This is a genomic window from Pandoraea pulmonicola, from assembly GCF_000815105.2.
Taxonomy (GTDB): Bacteria; Pseudomonadota; Gammaproteobacteria; order Burkholderiales; family Burkholderiaceae; genus Pandoraea; species Pandoraea pulmonicola.
This window is the reverse complement of the sequence record NZ_CP010310.2, coordinates 4,641,834-4,658,440: the sequence shown is the minus strand read 5'-3', so window position 1 is coordinate 4,658,440 and position 16,607 is coordinate 4,641,834. Positions and strand designations below refer to the sequence as shown.

The 16,607-nt window shown below is 67.0% G+C and carries 15 protein-coding genes; 5 read left to right on the top strand and 10 right to left on the bottom strand.

Going from position 1 to position 16,607, the window contains the following annotated elements; all coding sequences use genetic code 11:
- Positions 1-7 precede the first annotated feature (7 nt).
- The 5 genes from RO07_RS19850 to RO07_RS19830 all read right to left on the bottom strand — a co-directional run bounded on the left by RO07_RS19850 (position 8) and on the right by RO07_RS19830 (position 4,847).
- Positions 8-1,210 carry an MFS transporter gene (locus tag RO07_RS19850; protein ID WP_052266746.1) on the bottom strand — a complete coding sequence of 401 codons (1,203 nt, stop codon included), beginning with the start codon at positions 1,208-1,210 and terminating at the stop codon, positions 8-10.
- Entirely contained in the window at positions 1,207-1,686 is a 480-nt protein-coding gene (locus tag RO07_RS19845; protein WP_039405107.1) for a GNAT family acetyltransferase, read from the bottom strand. Before RO07_RS19845 ends, RO07_RS19850 begins: the two co-directional genes overlap by 4 nt.
- Positions 1,683-2,180, bottom strand: a complete 498-nt coding sequence (locus RO07_RS19840) for a GNAT family N-acetyltransferase (protein WP_084072721.1) — start codon at positions 2,178-2,180, stop codon at positions 1,683-1,685. Before RO07_RS19840 ends, RO07_RS19845 begins: the two co-directional genes overlap by 4 nt.
- Positions 2,181-2,256: 76 nt before the next feature.
- On the bottom strand, positions 2,257-3,516 hold the full coding sequence (locus tag RO07_RS19835) for an acetylornithine transaminase (RefSeq protein ID WP_072637106.1): 1,260 nt from the start codon (positions 3,514-3,516) through the stop codon (positions 2,257-2,259).
- 296 nt (positions 3,517-3,812) lie between these two features.
- On the bottom strand, positions 3,813-4,847 hold the full coding sequence (locus tag RO07_RS19830) for a CDP-6-deoxy-delta-3,4-glucoseen reductase (RefSeq protein ID WP_039405106.1): 1,035 nt from the start codon (positions 4,845-4,847) through the stop codon (positions 3,813-3,815).
- Positions 4,848-4,862: 15 nt separating this feature from the next.
- Here RO07_RS19830 and RO07_RS19825 point away from each other — a divergent pair, with 15 nt between their 5' ends.
- The gene (locus tag RO07_RS19825) at positions 4,863-5,927 is read left to right on the top strand and encodes a Rossmann-fold NAD(P)-binding domain-containing protein (protein ID WP_052266745.1); all 1,065 of its coding nucleotides are present in this window, start codon (positions 4,863-4,865) and stop codon (positions 5,925-5,927) included.
- 7 nt (positions 5,928-5,934) lie between these two features.
- On the opposite strand, the gene RO07_RS19820 is transcribed toward RO07_RS19825, so the two are convergent.
- From RO07_RS19820 to RO07_RS19805, 4 genes are all read right to left on the bottom strand, one after another.
- Positions 5,935-7,455, bottom strand: a complete 1,521-nt coding sequence (locus RO07_RS19820; protein ID WP_160118098.1) for an efflux transporter outer membrane subunit — start codon at positions 7,453-7,455, stop codon at positions 5,935-5,937.
- Between the two features lie 104 nt (positions 7,456-7,559).
- A complete protein-coding gene (locus RO07_RS19815; protein ID WP_039405102.1) occupies positions 7,560-9,614 on the bottom strand; it encodes a MacB family efflux pump subunit in 2,055 nt (684 codons plus the stop codon).
- The gene (gene macA / locus RO07_RS19810; RefSeq protein WP_039405100.1) at positions 9,611-10,768 is read right to left on the bottom strand and encodes a macrolide transporter subunit MacA; all 1,158 of its coding nucleotides are present in this window, start codon (positions 10,766-10,768) and stop codon (positions 9,611-9,613) included. Before macA ends, RO07_RS19815 begins: the two co-directional genes overlap by 4 nt.
- Positions 10,769-10,943: 175 nt before the next feature.
- Positions 10,944-11,576: a hypothetical protein gene (locus RO07_RS19805; RefSeq protein ID WP_147284606.1), complete on the bottom strand. Its 633-nt coding sequence runs from the start codon at positions 11,574-11,576 to the stop codon at positions 10,944-10,946.
- A 279-nt stretch (positions 11,577-11,855) separates the two neighbouring features.
- Here RO07_RS19805 and RO07_RS19800 point away from each other — a divergent pair, with 279 nt between their 5' ends.
- From RO07_RS19800 to RO07_RS19790, 3 genes are read left to right on the top strand one after another with little or no spacing between them, the layout of a single operon-like run.
- A complete protein-coding gene (locus RO07_RS19800) occupies positions 11,856-12,077 on the top strand; it encodes a hypothetical protein (RefSeq protein WP_039405098.1) in 222 nt (73 codons plus the stop codon).
- Between the two features lie 17 nt (positions 12,078-12,094).
- Positions 12,095-12,952: a response regulator gene (locus RO07_RS19795; RefSeq protein ID WP_084072719.1), complete on the top strand. Its 858-nt coding sequence runs from the start codon at positions 12,095-12,097 to the stop codon at positions 12,950-12,952.
- Entirely contained in the window at positions 12,949-14,307 is a 1,359-nt protein-coding gene (locus tag RO07_RS19790) for an ATP-binding protein (protein ID WP_052266743.1), read from the top strand. Before RO07_RS19795 ends, RO07_RS19790 begins: the two co-directional genes overlap by 4 nt.
- Here RO07_RS19790 and ppk2 read toward each other — a convergent pair.
- The gene (gene ppk2, locus RO07_RS19785) at positions 14,301-15,221 is read right to left on the bottom strand and encodes a polyphosphate kinase 2 (protein ID WP_039405096.1); all 921 of its coding nucleotides are present in this window, start codon (positions 15,219-15,221) and stop codon (positions 14,301-14,303) included. The two genes, RO07_RS19790 and ppk2, sit on opposite strands and share 7 nt — an antisense overlap.
- A gap of 316 nt (positions 15,222-15,537) precedes the next feature.
- On the opposite strand from ppk2, the gene RO07_RS19780 reads away from it, so the two are divergent.
- A complete protein-coding gene (locus RO07_RS19780; RefSeq protein ID WP_039405094.1) occupies positions 15,538-16,554 on the top strand; it encodes a transporter in 1,017 nt (338 codons plus the stop codon).
- Positions 16,555-16,607: the final 53 nt, after the last annotated feature.

Below are 16,607 nucleotides of genomic sequence, written 5' to 3'. Positions count from 1 at the left end.
CGTTTTCTTAACGAGTACCAGACCGGGGCGAAGGCAGGCCGTTCAATGGGCGCATCGCAAGCAGGCCCAGGCCGATGGAGAACGTTCCGGCGAGCAGGAAGACGAATTCGATACTGGCCGCCGATGAAAGCGCGCCGCCAACGAGCGGCGCCAGGATCAGCAGGGTGATCTGGAGGCTCCGGCCGGTCGACGTGAGGGTCCCGAGCGATTCGACAGGGCATTCGCGTTGAAACGTCACCATCGTCAGCATCGCACCGAGCCCATAGGCAAAGCCGTTGCCAACCCAGAGCGAGAGCATGAGCGGCAAGGGGATCGGCGCCGCAGCGTACGCCATGATCGCCGGCGTCAGGATGGTCAAGCCGAACAGCAGGCACGAGACGCAGAGCAGCGGCCTCGTCTTGATATGTCGTTGTATTCGTTGGAATAGAAACGCGCCGATCATGGCGCCGGCCGCCGTACATCCGACGATGCTGCCGAAGGTGCCGTCAGGAAAGCCCTGCGCCTTGAGAAGCAAGGCCAGTTGAGCATCATAGAGTCCGAGAACGAACGCCTGACAGAGCGTCACGATGAAGACGCGCCGCAACACGGCGTTGTCGCCCAGGATGGAAAAAAATACTCTCCAGATCGGGCGAGCCCGCGCGCCATGTTGCGGCGAATTGGCCGGCTGAAGTCGTTTGCCGGTCGTGAGCAGCAACCCGGCAACGCCGAGCAGTGCCGATATCGAGAATCCCGGGATGCCCGCGCGAGCCGTCAGGACGGTGACGAGCGGCGCGACGAGTTTTGTCGCCTGATCGATGAGCGTGACGCGACCCGCATTCGCCGCCAGGCGGCTGTCGTCGAGAAGACGGCGAAACAGCTGCTGCTCGGCGGGGGCCGGCATGACGTTGACCAATCCCTTCATGGCGATGCACCCGAGAAAGAGGCCGAACGTGGGGGCCTGCCAAAGCCCGACGGAGACAACCGCTCTTGCGGCGTAGCTCCAGCGCAGCAGCCGCCACGGACAGTGCCTGTCGGCGAGCGAGCCCAGCCAAGGACCGACAACGATGCCTGGAAGACCATACAGCGTCATGGCAAACCCGATCCACATGGGATTGGCGTCCCAGCGGAATGCCAGGGTCTCGAAGATCAACGTGAAGTCGATCCAGAGAATGGCGGCGCCCACCGCTCGCGAGCCGAGCAGGCGGCAATAGTCCCGAAGGGATTCGCTCACGAGCGCGCTTGCCCGCTCCCCGTCGCCGCGACCGGCAGTCGCTTGCCGAGGCTCACGACATCGTCGGGGGCGTAGCCGTGGGCGTTGTAGAACGCCAGGGCTTCGCGCGAGCCGGTCAGGACCTGCAGGTTGAGCTTGAGGCATCCGCGTTGCGCGAGCGCCGCTTCCGCATGTTGGAGCAGGGCGCTCGCCACGCCGCGACGCCGCAGCGCACGCGTCACCGCCAGCGAATACACCCAGCCGCGATGTCCGTCGTAGCCGGCCATCACCGTGCCCGCAATCTTGCGCTCGCGAACCGCAACGAAGAACAATCCATCGCGCATCGCCACCTTGTTGGCAATCGAACGGCGCGGCTCGCGATGTGGCTTGTCCGGCGCGCTGTACTCCGGAAACGCATCGCGCCACAACGCGATCACCGCTTCGGTATCCGTGTCGTCGAACGCGCGAATGTGAACGTTGGCAGGCGCACTCGTCATGACGCCTCCCGCGTGCCGGTGTACACGTCGGGCCGATGGATCTGCATCATCTTGTTGACGGGGCCGAGCGGCTCGAAACCGTAGCGCGCATACAGCCCCGCCGCGTCGGTCGTCGCCAGCAGGAAACGCCGCAACCCCTGCAACGCCGGATGCGCCAGCACGTCCTCGCACAGGCGCTTGCCGATGCCCAAACCGCGCATCGACGGATCGACGAACACATCGGCCAGATACGCGAACGTCGCGCGGTCCGTGATCACACGCGCGAAGCCCACCTGTCGCGCAGGGCCACCTTCCACTTCCGTCGCATAAGCGCCGAAACACAGCGAGTGCGAAATGGCGCGCATGAGCGTCTCGCGCGGAATGTCCTTCGCCCAATGCGTCTGTGTGGAAAGGGCGTGATGAATGAAACCGATGTCGAGCCGGGCCGAATCGGACGAGATCTCGACGATGGCGTCCGCCGGCGGCGTCGAGTGTGCGTGACTCATGTCGTTCATTGACGGGGTCCCTCAAAAATTGGCAGGACGCCGCGCCGCCCGATGCGTACACCGGACAGGCAGGCCCCGGAAGGTCTCAGACGTGCTTCGCGAGCAGCGTGTCGAGCATCGACAGCATCTGGTCGATTTCCTCGCGGCTCACATTCAGCGCTGGCATGAAGCGCAACAGGTTCGGGCGCGCCGAATTGAGCAGCAACCCGTCCGGTGTCATGTCGCGCGCCGCCTCGACCAGTTGCGGACCGATGTCGCGGCCAAGCAGCAGCGCGCGCAGCAGACCCGCGCCGCGCTCGCCCTCGCCACCGTAACGCGACGACAGATGCTGCAGCCCGGCGCTCAGATAGTCGGCCTGCGCCCGCACGAATTCGAGAAAGCCCGGCGAACTCACCGTGCGCATGACCGCGAGGCCCACGGCGCACATGAGCGGGTTGCCGTTGTACGTGCCGCCCTGATCGCCGGGCTGGAAGACGGCGAACTCGTCGCCGCACAGCATGGCCGCCAGCGGCACGCCGCCGCCAATGCCCTTGCCGAGCGTCATGATGTCCGGCACGATGCCCGCCTGCTGATGCGAGAAGAGCGTGCCGGTGCGCCCGCAGCCGGTCTGCACTTCATCGACGATCAGCAGCAGCCCGCGCGCCTGCGTCAGCGCCCGCAGTTCCTTGAGGAACGCCGACGTCGCAGGCACGACACCGGCCTCGCCCTGAATCGGTTCGAGCATCACGGCCACCGTGTCCGGGCCGATGAGCGCCTCGACCGATGCAATGTCGTTGAGCTCCGCTTTCGGGAAACCCGGCACCTGCGGCGCGAAGATCGTATCCCAGCCCGGCTTCCCGCTCGCGGACATCGTTGCCAGCGTCCGGCCGTGGAAGGCGTTCTTGAACGTGATGATCTCGTAGCGCGCGCCGCCCGACGCGTTCGGGTGCAACTGCCCCCACTTGCGTGCGAGTTTGATGGCGCTCTCGTTGGCTTCGGCGCCGCTGTTCGCGAAGAAAACCTTGCCCAGGCCCGAGAGCGTGGCGAGCAGGTCGGCCAGTTCGATCATCGGCCCGTTGTAGTACGCGGGGCTCGGATTGAGCAACAGCGCGCCCTGCGTGGCCAGCGCGTCGCGCATCACCGGATGGCAGTGGCCGAGACTGTTCACCGCCCAGCCCTGGATGAAGTCGAGATATCGCTTGCCTTCATGGTCGTACAGCCACCCGCCTTTGCCGTGCGTGAATACGAGCTCGGGACGCGAAGTGATCGGCAGCAACGCCTGGGTGGCGAACTCGGCGAACTTGGCGTTGCGCGCCGTGGCGGGAGTGTTGGACGGCGCGACGGCGGGCGATTTGGCAAGCGACATGACGGTCTCCGAAGGACTGAGGTGAACGAGACGAAGGAATAAAAAAAGCCACGGGGTTGCCCGTGGCTTCGCTGTGCTTGAGAACTTGCGTGTTATCGCAGTCGATAGCGTGCCGCGCGGCATCCCGGTTGGGGCAGCGTACGGCGACGTCGGATCGAGGCGATGGCAATCAGGTTCATGTCGGCAAGCATAAGGGGGTGACGCGGCGCTTGTCAAAGGGTATGCGCGCACTGTGGCGTGCGCGCATCTTTGCAATGGTCCGGATCGCCCAGGGGCGCCCGGCGACTGGCCGGTCGTCAGTGGCCGCCGCCCGGGTTGTCGGCCTCGGTGGTGAACGCGTCGGCGAAGAACGCGTCTTCCGGCAGCCCGTGATGCGCGGTGAAGTCGCGCCGGGCCGACTCGACCATCACAGGCGCACCGCAGGCGTACACCTCGTAGGCCGACAGGTCCGGCAGATCCTCCACCACGGCCCGGTGGACGAAGCCCGTGCGGCCTTGCCACCGGTCCTCGGGCGCGGCTTCGGAGAGCACCGGCACGAAGGCGAAGCCAGGAATTTCCCGCGCCCACTGTTCGGCCAGTTCGCGCATGTAGATGTCCTTGAGCTGTCGTGCGCCCCAGTACAGCGTCATCGGTCGGTTCAAGCCCTTGTGCACCGCATGCTCGACGATCGCCTTGATCGGCGCGAAGCCCGTGCCCGAGGCGAGCAGCACGATGGGCTTGTCGGAATCCTCGCGCAGGAAGAACGTGCCCAGCGGACCTTCGAAGCGCAGAATCTCGCGCTCCTTCATGTTCAGGAAAACGTGATCCGTGAATGCACCGCCGGGCATGTGCCGCAGATGCAGTTCCAGGAAGCCCTCCTCGTGCGGCGCGCTCGCCATCGAATAGCTGCGGCGTTTACCGTCCTTCAGGATGAACTCGATGTACTGACCGGCGAGGTACTGGAACCGCTCGTTGGCGGGCAGTTGCAGTCGCATCACGATGACGTCGTCGGCGCGGCGCTCGAGCGCGTTCACGCGGCAGGGCAGACGTTTGACCGGAATGTCGCCGATGCCCTTGACCTCGCGCGATTCGATCACGAGATCGCCCTTGGTGTGCGCGCAGCACAGTAGCGCGAAGCCGCGCGTTTCCTCGTCCTTGGTGAGCGCGGAACTCGAATGTGCGCCATGCTCGACGCTGCCCTCGACGAGCTTGGCCTTGCACGAACCGCAGCCGCCGTTCTTGCACCCGTAAGGCAAACCGATGCCCTGACGCAACGCGGCGGAAAGCACGGCCTCGCCGTCTTCGACCTGGAACTCGCGCCCGCTCGGCACGAGGGTAACGTTGTAAGCCATACTACAATCCGAAAAATGAAAAATTCGTCGAAATCCTTCGGTCGTCCGCGCCTGCTGGTCGTGGGCTGCGGCGACGTCGGCATGCGTGCGTTGCCTGCCCTCGTCAAACGCTTCCGGGTCTTTGCCGTGACGTCCAGCGATGCCAGGCATGCGGCCTTGCGCGCGGCCGGCGCCATCCCCGTCACCGCCAATCTCGACGACGCCGCGAGCCTGCGCCGCGTCGGCCGGCTGGCCTCGCGCGTGCTGCATCTCGCCCCGCCCGCCGGGGTCGCCGGCAACGGTACACGGGACCTGCGCACGCGCCGTTTGCGCGCGGCGCTCGGCCGACCGCCTGAACCCGTGATTGTACCCGAGGGGGGACGTCAGGCCCTGCCGCGCCGGCCCGGTGCGGCTCGCCGGATCCTGGTATACGCGAGCACCAGCGGCGTCTATGGCGACTGCGGGGGCGCACATATCGACGAGACTCGAACGCCGGCGCCGCGCTCGCCGCGCGGGCAGCGCCGTGTCGATGCCGAGCGAACGTTGCGCCAGTTGGGACGCCCGTCTCGCCACGCCTCTACGACACGTCGCTGGCTGGCGGCCGGCCCATCGCGCCGACAGGCGCCCGCGGGCACGGGCGCCCGGGCGGCGTGGCGTCGTCCCGAACCGGCGCGGGCCACGTGGCGCGCCACGCTCGTTCGCATCCCGGGTATTTATGCGGAGGACCGTCTGCCGGTGGCGCGGCTGCAGCGCGGTACGCCCGCGCTGCGCGCCGAGGACGACGTCTTCACCAACCATATTCACGCCGACGATCTCGCCGCGATCCTGATTCGGGCGATGTGGCGAGGCAAGCCGCAGCGGGTCGTGCACGCGAGCGACGACACGCAGTGGCGCATGGGGGAGTATTTCGACCGCGTGGCGGACGCGCTGCATCTACCGCGCCCGCCGCGCGTCTCGCGCGAGGAAGCCGCGCGTGTGCTGGAGCCGACATTGCTGTCGTTCATGTCGGAGTCGCGACGGCTCGAGAACACGCGACTCAAGCGCGAACTCGGCTACCGGTTGATTTACCCTGACGTGGCCGCGCTGCTCGCCACGCTGTAGCCGACGATCATGGCGTGTCGCCCAACGTCCCGCCCAGCGCCTTGACAAGGGTGAGCGTGGCGTCGATCTGATCGAGGCGCGACTGCGCGGCGTCGCGCCGTGCCTGACGCGCGAGCCGTTGCGCCTCGAGCCAGGTTTGCAGTTCGATGTCGCCCGCGCGGTAGCGTGCGCCCGACAATTCGGCCGCGCGCTGTGCGAGCGCGGCGGCGCTGGCGAGCGATGTGTATTGCGACGTCGTGGCCCCGCGTGTCGTCAACGCATCTTCCACTTCATTGAGCGCGGTGAGCAGCACGTTGCGAAACGTCGTCACCGATTGTTCGTAATCGTTGCGGGCGATGGCCGTCGTGAAGCGCGCGGTCTGCACCTGGAGGAACGGCAGGGCGATCGTCGCCGCGAGCGTACCGACGGGGTTGGTGAGCAGACGCGAGAGCGAGTCGCTGCTGGTGCCGGCGGTACCCGTGAGCGTGAACGTCGGATAGAACGATAGCCGTGCGGCGTCCACATCCGCGAGCCGTGCGCGCACCCGTGTCTCGGCGGCGGCCAGGTCGGGGCGTCGTGCCAGCAGCGACGCCGGCAATCCCGGCGTGATCTCCGGCAAATAAGCCTGCGCCAACGACACGTTCTCGGCGAAGCGGGTCTGCGGCGGCAATCCGAGCGCCACGGCAAGCGAGTGCCGCGCCGTGTCGCGCAGCCGCTCCCAGTTGGCGAGCGCTCCCGCCACCTCGTCGCGATCCTGGCGGGCCTGCACCGGGTCGAGCGCCGAGACTGCTCCCGCACGCCGCTTTGCATCCGCAAGCCCCACGGTTCTCTCGGCGGCGCGCAGGTCCTCCTGTGCGCTGAGCACGTTCTCGTTCAGATACGCCACGCGCCAGTACAGCGACGCCACCTGACTCGACAGGGACAGCGCGGCAGCGCGACGGTCCCACGCACTCGCCGCAGCCTGCCAAGTTGCGGCGTCACGCTGTGCCGCCAACTTGTTCCAGACGTCGATCTCATACGTGATGCTGGCGGTCGTGCCGGAAGGCGTGTGTGTCTGTCCGTTGTAGGTGCTGCCGCCATCGAGCGCTCGCGACTTCGAACCGGTGACGGACGCCGAGAGCTGCGGCCATCGGTTGGCGCCGGTGAGGCCCGCCTGCAGGGCGTCGCGATCGGCTTGGAGAGCCTTGATGGCGAGGGCGGGGTTGGCGGCCAGCGCCTGCGAAATGAGGGTGTCGAGTTGCGGGTCGCGAAACGCGAGCCACCACGGATCGATGTCCGCGCCGTCCGCACTGTTCGCCGGGGCGGTCGCGCGGGACGTGAGGGACATGAGGGACATGAGGGACGTATCGGACGCCGCCGCAACGGCCCGATTGCCGTCGAGCGCTGTCTGGTATTGCGCGGGGACGTCGAGCGCCGGACGCTCGTAGTTCGTGCGCGTGAGGCTGCAACCGGCGAGCAGTGCGGCAACGGCCAATGCGAGGGAGGACGGCAGCATCGCGGCAACGCGCCCGATGCGCAGGTCGTGAAGCAATCCTGGTGAACGAATCATCAAATCTGTCAAAAAGACCCCCGCGCGCGACACCGAATCGCGCGCGGGGTGGGAAAGCCGTCCCAGGTCAACTACAGGGGGGCCCCAGGACGGTTGGGGGCAAATCATTCGCGAGCCAGCGCGTCGACCGGATCGAGACGTGCGGCGCTGCGGGCCGGCCACCAGCCGCTCGCCATGCCGATGACGCTCGCGCACATCACGGCCGCGACAAACGTGCTCACGGAAAACACCACGGCGATCTGCGGCACGAACATCGCGACGAGTCGTCCGATGGCGTACGACAGCGCCACACCGACGGCGCCGCCCATCAGGCACACGAGCACCGCCTCGATCAGAAACTGCCGCAGAATGTCCTGGCGACGCGCCCCGATGGCACGCCGGATACCGATCTCGCGCGTGCGCTCGGTCACGGACACGAGCATGATGTTCATCACGCCGATGCCGCCCACGACGAGCGAGATCAGTGCCACGAAGGAGAGCAGCAGCGTGAGCATCTGACTCGTGCGCGAGATCGACTGCACGATCGTGTCCATGTTGAACGTGAAGAAGTCCTTCTGTCCGTGGGCGCGCGTGAGCACGCGGATGATCCCGGCCTCGGCGGCCGCCGGGGGATGGCCATCGAGCACGCGCACCGTGATCGATTCGAGATGCTGCTGACCCGACAGGCGGCTCGCGACCGTGGTCCACGGCACATACACGTTGAGCGAGCGGCTCACGAACATCGAGGACTTGTCGCGGATCACGCCGATGATGCGCAGCGGCAGCGATCCTGCGAGCACGATCTGGCCGATGGGGTCGCCGCCGTGGGGCATGAGCTTGCGCAGCGCGTTCTCGCCGATCAGGGCGACCTGCGCCTGACGCTCGACCTCGTTGGCGTCGAAGCTGCGCCCGCGCGAGAGCTTGAGCCCGTTCGCGCGCAGGAAATCGGCGCCTTCGCCATGCACCTGCGCGTCGGTGTCCAGACGCCCGAACCGCATGCGTATCGTGCGCGGGCCGATCTGCGGCGAGACACTGTCGGTGTACGGCTGTGCGGCGAGCAACGCGACGTCGCGCGGCAACAGCGTACGGATCTCGGCCGCCTTGTCGTCGTTGAAGTCCTTGCCGCGCAGCACCGTGATCGTGTTCGGCGCGATGCTGCCGATGTCGTCGATGACCCGCCGCTTCGTGCCTTCGCCGATGGCCGACAGCGACACGACGGAGGTGATGCCGATGACGATGCCGAGCATCGTGAGTCCCGTGCGCAGCCGATGCGACGCGAGCGCATGCCACGCCATCGCCAGGCTCTCGGAGAAGGTTGGCCAACCGGCCAGCCAGCGCTGGCGGGGCGTGGCCGGCGCGGATGCGGGGGCCGGGACGATGTCGTCTTCGCCCGCGCGGTCGGCCGGCTCGTGGTGTCGATCGTCATCGTTGGCGGTGCGCGAAGCGTCCACCGCTTGCTCGGCGCGCGGACTTGCGCGCGGCGTTTCGTTGATGCGATCGCGCACGACGCGTCCATCGGCGATCTCGATGACGCGCTGCGCCCACGCCGCCACGCCCGGATCGTGCGTGACGAGAATGATCGTGTGCCCGCGCGCATGCAGCTCGCACAGGATCTGCATGACTTCGAGGCCGCTGCGACTGTCGAGCGCCCCCGTCGGTTCGTCCGCGAGGATGATGTCGCCGCCGTTCATCAATGCACGCGCAATACTCACGCGTTGCTGCTGACCGCCCGACATCTGCGCGGGCCGGTGCGACAGATGCTTGCCCAGGCCCAGGCGCTCGAGCAGTGCCGCCGAGCGTGTCGCCCGCGAGGTCTTCGACGTGCCGGCATACACGGCGGGGACTTCGACATTGCCCTGTGCCGTGAGATGCCCCATCAAGTGATAGCGCTGGAAGATGAAGCCGAAATACTCGCGGCGCAGGCGGGCGAGGGCGTCGTCGGTGAGCGACGCCACGTCCTGTCCGTCGATCTCGTAGCGGCCGGTGCTGGGGCGGTCGAGGCAGCCGAGCACGTTCATCAGCGTCGACTTGCCCGAACCGGACGGGCCCATGATCGCGACCATCTCGCCGCGGCGAATCACGAGCTCGACGTCGCGCAGTACCGTGACCGCGCCCACGCCCTCGCCGAATGTACGCGAGATGCCTGTGAGACGCAGCAGCGGTTCGCCAGCGGACGTCACAGAACGCCTCCCGAGTCGGGGGTGGCGCCCGGCGGCGGCGCGTCGGTCGGATCGGCCGTTACCACGTGCTCGCCCTCGGACAACCCGTCGAGCGCCTGCGCCGTGAGGCGGTTGTCGAGTCCGACCTTCACCCAGCGCACGTGCGCGTTGCCCTTCGCGTCGAGCACGCGCACGCGATAGCGGCCGTCGGCGCGCTTCTCGCCGAGCGCGACCGATGGGAACGTGAGCGCCTTTTCGATGCGCGCACGCACGATGGACACCTGTGCCGTCATGTCCGGACGCAGTACGCCGTCCGGGTTCGGCACATCGAAAAGTGCGTTGAAGAAGATGGCGTTGTTGATCTTCTCGGGGGACGGCTGGATCACGCGCAGCTTGCCCTCATAGCGAGTCTCGGGCGCACCGAGAATCGTGAAGTACACCCGTTGACCTTCGCGAATGCGTACGACGTCGGCTTCGGAGACCTGCGCGCGGATCGTCATTTGCGACAGGTCGGCGATCTTCAGGATGGTCGGGATCTGGTAGATCGCCGTGACCGTCTGCCCTTCCTGCGTGGTGATGGCGGTGACCGTGCCGTTGATCGGCGCGGTGATGCGCGTGTACGACAGGTTCGTGCGCGCCTTGTCGACCTTCACGTTCTGCTGACGGATTTGCGAGTCGAGCGACTCGACCTCGGCCGCGAGCGCGTCGCTTTCCGTGCGCGCTTTCTCCAGTTCGCGCGGCGAAGTGGCGTCGTCGTGCGCGAGCTGGCGTTGACGCGCGAACTCGCGCTCGGCCTGGGCGCGGCGCAACGACTTGGCGCGGCGGTCGGCCGCGAGCGTCGTGAGTCCGGCAGTCGCCTCGCGCAGATCGTTGTCGCTGGAGGTCGGATCGATTTCCGCCAGCAACTGGCCTTTCGTCACGCGGTCGCCGAGCACCACCTTGAGCGAGCGCAACTGACCGTTCGCCTGCGAGCCCACTTCCACCTGCTTGATGGGCTGGAGCACGCCCGTGGCGAGCACGGCGTCTTCGAGATCGGCGCGGGTGACCTTGGCGCTCAGATATGCGGGCGGCTTCGGCCGCGGCCAAAGCCAGAAGGCAACGCCGCAAAGCAGGACGAATACGGCCACGCCGATCTTGCGGCGGCGTGTGAGACGGAACGGAGGGAAAAGCGTCATCGATCAGGAAGGGGCCAAGGCTGCCGCAAGGTGCGGACGTGTTGGCGATCCTAATCAAACAGGGGAGGTCAAACTGTTTTTTGTTGTTGTGACTTTGTGAACGGGCGTGACTGAAGTGTGACGGTGGATCACGGCACGCCCGTACGACGCGCCGTGCCGCGCGGCGCCGCCGCCCTCAGGGAAGCGTCCGGGCGCCGGCGGGTAATTCGGGATGCGCGGGCGTCGGGTAGGTCAGACGCGTTAGCGGCGTGCCTGGGCGATGCACGATGAGCTGGTCGACCACGGCCTCCACATCGGCCGTTTCGCCCAGTGCCTTGAGGAATTTCGCCACCGCGAAGCCCGGCGCGACGCAGCCTTGCACGACGATGATGCGCCGCTGGAACGTCAGCCAGAGCGAGGTCTGCGCCGCCCACGGGATCTCGGCGGCGATGCTGGAGAGTCGGCGCTGCGCGGCGTCGGCGATCTCCGCATCGTACCGGTAGCTGTTGGACAGGCGGCAGCGTCCCTCCAGCCAGCAGTGGTTGCCTTTCTCGATGCGGTGATGCGCGTCGGCGAGCCAGTCGGATTCACGCATGGCGGGGCCGAGCGGTACCGGACAATCGGCGATCGCCGTGGAAATGTGGAGAAAGGGATCGTGGCCGAAGTTGCGCGGTTCACCCGACGCGGAAGCCGTGGCAGCGAGCGAAGGCGGCGCGGAGGCCCCACCGGACAAGCCGTTCGGCGCGGCCAGCGGTGTCGCTGCCAGACAGGCCCCCAGCGCCCCGGCGAGGGCCAGCCGGCTGCACAGTGTGAAGATTGCACGGCGCATGTTGCCTCCCATGGCCAAAACGGCCGATGCGGACAATGCCGCGACGCCGAGAGTGGTGCGAGAAGGTGGCTATAATTTCTCGCTACATCCGTCAACGTCGCTTAAATATCTTTGTTTCTGGGGGGCGATAGGTTTCGATGCCGACGCCGGACATCGGCGTACCTTACCGATCCTTTCTGAAATAAGGATTGGACGCCATTCTATAAGATGCTTCGTTCAACGCCTGAGCGGACGGGGGCGCAGACTCCGGTGTATCTCGACACCAAGGGAGCACGAACCATGTCTTCAGGCATTGGTGCGCCGGGTTCGGCGCTGCATCGGACCTGGCGTTTGCCGGGTCAGGGAAACGCTGCGACGGTCGGCACCCGGCGGGCCGCGTCGTCGTCCGATCGATATACGAATGCGCTGCGCACGCTTTCGAACCTGCCGGCGCCCGCCGACGTCACCCAGGACAGCGCCGTGAAATTGTCGCAAGCGGCGCGCGAACCGCGCCAAACTTAAATTACCGAGAGCGTTTCATGAGTCTGCATGTTCTTCTGGTCGACGACGATCCTGTCGTGCGCGACCTGCTGCGCGAAGTGCTGCATGCCAACGGCATGCAGGTTTCGGTGCTGCACAACGGGGCGTCGCTGCTGCGCCGGCTCGAACTCGAGCGGCCGTCGGTGATTCTGCTCGACATCATGATGCCCGAGCGCGACGGGCTGCGGGCGCTGCAGGACCTGCGTGCCGCCGGCGAGGATATCCCGGTGATCATGCTTTCCGCGCGCGGCGGCCCGCTCGACCGGGCGCTGGGGCTGGAACTGGGCGCCGACGACTATCTCGCCAAGCCGTTCGACACGCGCGAATTGCTCGCACGCATTCACGCCGTGCTGCGCCGTCGTGGCCCGGTGGCGGCGAGCGCGCCGGACGCCCGGGCGCCGTATCGCTTCGGTCCGTTCGAGCTCGACTACTCGCTGCGCACGCTGCAACGCGAAGGCGAGCGTCTGCCGCTGCGCGACACGGAGTTCGCGATGCTCAAGGCATTCACCCAGCACCCGATGCAGGTGCTGCCGCGCGTGAAGCTGCACGCCATGCTGTACGGCGACGGCATCACTTTTCGTGACCGCAGTCTCGACGTGCCGGTGTGGCGCCTGCGACGCCTCATCGAAGTCGATCCGTCCGAGCCGCGCTATATCCAGACGATCCGCGGCAAGGGATACGTCTTCGTGCCGGGGGGCGAACTGTCCGAGGACGCAACGTCCGACGCGCGGGAGCCGTCCGGCGCCATCGGCGGCATCGGTTCGGACGGCGACGATAGCGACGACGGCATGTCGCTCGCACCGGCGGCTGCGGCCGGCAAGCGGGCGGTGCGCGGCTGGCGGGAGTCGACCGCGTGAATCTGCGTTGGCTGCTGCGCGACTCGCTGTTCGCGCGCATGGCCGGGCTGGGCATTGCCGTTCTGCTCGTCATGCATCTCGTGTGGAGCGCGCTGGTGCTCTATCAGCGTCCGCGCCAGCAGGTCGACGGTTTCGCCCGCGGCCTGCTCGTCGCCATTCAGAGCGTGGATCAGCGCGCGGTCGTTCCGGGCAGTCTCGCGCCGCGCCATGGTTTGCGCCGCGTGCCGCTGGCCGAGGCGCCGAAGTTCGCGGACCCACTCGACGATGCGCGCGGTGAGCGGCTGCGCAACGAACTGCTCTCCCGCCTGCCGCCGGGCACGCAACTGCATCTGCGCGAGAACGGCAAGCGCGCCAGCTTGTGGGTCCTGCTGCCGCAGCACGACCAGTGGATCGTGATCGGACTGGATCTGCCGCCGATGCCGCCGTTCGTGCGGGAGACCGTCGGTATTCTGCTCGGCGCGGTGCTCCTCGCCCTGCTCGTCGCGTGGCAGATGCAGCGGCCGATTGCGCGTGTGGCCCAGGCGGCGCGAGTGATCGCACGGGGCCGCCGCCCGGCGCTGCTGCCCGAGCAGGGGCCGCACGAGCTGCGCGATCTGGCGCACGCTTTCAACGAGATGGCCAAGCGGCTCGCGGAAGCCGAGGATAATCAGGCGATCATGCTGGCCGGCATCGCACACGATCTGAAGTCGCCGCTTACGCGCCTGCGCCTGCGTGCGGATCTGATCGGGAACGACGTTTCACGCGATGGCTTTGCGCGCGATATCGCTTCCATCGATCACATCGTGCAGCAGTTCCTCGCGTACGCGCGCGACGAGAACGACAGGAGCCCGCTCGTGAGCGTCGACGCCTTTTTGCAGAAGCAGTTTCCGGCCGACGACACGGCTGCGGGCGACGATGCACCGCTCTTCGTCTGCGATCTGCGCGCGGGCGCCGGCTTCATGCTGCCGCGCGCGCTGCTCGATCGCGTGATGTCGAACCTCGTGGACAACGCGCTGGAGCATGGCGAGCCGCCGGTGCGTCTGGCGACGTGGCGAGAGGCGGACATGGGATGCATCGAAGTCAGCGATTGCGGCGCGGGCATTCCGGAGGACCGGATGGCGCTGGCGATGCGGCCGTTCGTGCGGCTCGACGCGTCGCGTGGCGGCGAGGGCCATTGCGGCCTCGGTCTGTCGCTGGTGGCGCGTCTGGTGGAAGGGTTGGGCGGCGAGGTTCGTCTCGACCGCTCGCCACCGGGCGGATTGCGCGTGGTGTTGCGCTTGCCCGTCGCAGCCGCCGCGCAGGCCGGCGACGCACACATCGCGCACATCCGGGGCGCTGACGAAGCCCCGGATGTCCCGCGCCATGACGTTCAGTAGATTTCCGGCACGATCATCGTGTCGGGCACGGGTTGCCGCATGTAGTCTTCGCTGCGGGCGCGCTCGGGCAACAGCACCGGCGCGCGCTCCACGTCGTGATACGGCACCTGCGCGAGCAGATGGTGGATGCAGTTCAGGCGCGCGCGCTTCTTGTCGTCGGCCTGTACGACCCACCATGGCGCTTCCGGAATGTGCGTGCGCTCGAGCATCACTTCCTTCGCGCGCGTATAGCTCTCCCACCGGCGCCGGCTCTCCAGATCCATCGGGCTCAGCTTCCATTGCTTGAGCGGATCCTGAATCCGCGCGAGAAAGCGCGCCTCCTGCTCCTCGTCCGAAATCGAGAACCAGTACTTGACGATCTGGATGCCGCTGCGCACGAGCATCTTTTCGAACTCGGGCACCGAGCGGAAGAACTCCTCGTACTCGTCGTCGGTGCAGAAGCCCATCACATGCTCCACGCCGGCGCGGTTGTACCAGCTGCGATCGAACAGCACCATCTCGCCGGCGGCGGGCAGATGCTGGACGTAGCGCTGGAAGTACCACTGCGTGCGCTCGCGATCGTTGGGCGCGGGCAGTGCGGCGACGCGGCATACGCGCGGGTTCAGGCGCTGCGTGATGCGCTTGATCGCGCCGCCCTTGCCGGCGGCGTCGCGGCCTTCGAAGATCACCACGATCCGGTGGCGGCTGCGGATCACCCAGTCCTGCAGCTTGACGAGCTCGCCTTGCAGACGGAACAACTCGCGGAAGTAGTGCAGACGGTCGTTGCGCGCGCTTTCGGTCAGGTCGTTCAAGCCGGGCAGACGGAGATCGTCGATCTCCATCTCGATTTCCTCGTCGTAGCTGTCGACGAGTTCATCCTGCAGGCGACGCGCGAGCGAGGCGTCGTGGTCGGCATCGGAGTCGAATTTGGTCATGGCGACGATCTCTTGCGGCCAGAAAACACAATGGGCGCCCTGTGGCACGGGCGGCGGCGGGCGACGACAGCACTCGCCCGGTGATGAACTTCGAGTATGCGACGTTTTTGTGACGGCAGCATGGCGTTGGGGGGGCCGCGCGGCGCCGTTTCCGCCGAGGCCTCGCCGGGCGGGCGTCACAGGCGGCGGGGCGGCAGCGGTGGGGGGCTCTCGCTTGTCACAAAAGCGAAATATGACATTGTCATGATGGCAAGTCTCATCGCCGTGTTGCAGGCGGTTTTCGCCATCTCCCCACGTTCGCCAAGACGCCGCGCGCATGTTCGCTGACCTGATTCACAACGCTTACGGCTGCGATCAGGCAGGCCTGATCTATGGCTATCGCTTCACCGAGGGCACGCCGCCCGAGCCGATCGACTCGGGCGATGCGCTCGCCTGGCTGGCGCGCGGAGAACGGGCCGAGGGCTTCCTTTGGCTGCATTTCAATTTCGCGCACGCGGCGTGCGAGAAATGGCTGCAACAGCATCTCTCGCTGCCCGAAGAGTTTTACGAGAGCCTCGGCGAAGGTTCGCGTTCCACCCGCATCGAACATTCCGACGACTGGCTGCTCGCGGTCATCAACGACGTGATTTTCGCGTTCGACATCGCGCAGTCCGAGATCTCGACGCTTCGCGTGGCCGCCAACGCCCGGTTGCTGGTGACCGGGCGCGTGAAGCCGCTGCGCTCCATCGACAAGCTGCGCGCGTCGGTCAAGCGGGGCGACGCGTTCCGTTCCCCCCTGGCATTGCTCGTGCATCTGCTGCGCGATCAGGCCGACGTGCTCGAGCGCATCGTGCGCGAGACGAGCCGCCGCGTCGATACGGTCGAGGATCGGCTGTTGCAGCAACGCATCGAGAGCAATCGCGCGGATCTGGGCTCGCTGCGGCGGGTGCTGGTGCGCCTGCAGCGTCTGCTCGCACCGGAACCCGCCGCGCTTTTCCGGCTGCTGAGCCGGCCGCCGGTATGGGGCCATGCGGATGACGTGCAGGAATTCCGCCAGGCGACGGAAGAGTTTGCGGTGGTGCTCAACGACCTGTCGGCGCTGCTCGAACGCATCAAACTGCTGCAGGAAGAGATCGCCGCGATGGTCAGCGAACGCACGGACCGCACGATTTACACGCTGACGGTCGTCACCGTCCTCGCGTTGCCCATCAATATCGTGGCGGGCTTCTTCGGCATGAACGTCGGCGGCATCCCGCTGGCCGATCATCCTCACGGCTTCTGGGTGCTGGTGGCGATCGTCGCGACCGGCACCGCGGCGGCCGGATGGTGGGCGTTTCGCCGCCGGCCGGACTGAGCGTCCTTTCATCACGAGCCGTTCGGTCGCTTCCCCGGCGGACATCCGCGCCG

Bases quoted from the DNA above. Each gene is read 5' to 3' on its own strand.
- RO07_RS19845 (WP_039405107.1), bottom strand. From the start codon at position 1,686: ATGACGAGTGCGCCTGCCAACGTTCACATTCGCGCGTTCGACGACACG.
- RO07_RS19840 (WP_084072721.1), bottom strand. From the start codon at position 2,180: ATGAACGACATGAGTCACGCACACTCGACGCCGCCGGCGGACGCCATC.
- RO07_RS19835 (WP_072637106.1), bottom strand. From the start codon at position 3,516: ATGTCGCTTGCCAAATCGCCCGCCGTCGCGCCGTCCAACACTCCCGCC.
- RO07_RS19830 (WP_039405106.1), bottom strand. From the start codon at position 4,847: ATGGCTTACAACGTTACCCTCGTGCCGAGCGGGCGCGAGTTCCAGGTC.
- RO07_RS19825 (WP_052266745.1), top strand. From the start codon at position 4,863: ATGAAAAATTCGTCGAAATCCTTCGGTCGTCCGCGCCTGCTGGTCGTG.
- RO07_RS19820 (WP_160118098.1), bottom strand. From the start codon at position 7,455: ATGATTCGTTCACCAGGATTGCTTCACGACCTGCGCATCGGGCGCGTT.
- macA (WP_039405100.1), bottom strand. From the start codon at position 10,768: ATGACGCTTTTCCCTCCGTTCCGTCTCACACGCCGCCGCAAGATCGGC.
- RO07_RS19805 (WP_147284606.1), bottom strand. From the start codon at position 11,576: ATGCGCCGTGCAATCTTCACACTGTGCAGCCGGCTGGCCCTCGCCGGG.
- RO07_RS19800 (WP_039405098.1), top strand. From the start codon at position 11,856: ATGTCTTCAGGCATTGGTGCGCCGGGTTCGGCGCTGCATCGGACCTGG.
- RO07_RS19795 (WP_084072719.1), top strand. From the start codon at position 12,095: ATGAGTCTGCATGTTCTTCTGGTCGACGACGATCCTGTCGTGCGCGAC.
- ppk2 (WP_039405096.1), bottom strand. From the start codon at position 15,221: ATGACCAAATTCGACTCCGATGCCGACCACGACGCCTCGCTCGCGCGT.
- RO07_RS19780 (WP_039405094.1), top strand. From the start codon at position 15,538: ATGTTCGCTGACCTGATTCACAACGCTTACGGCTGCGATCAGGCAGGC.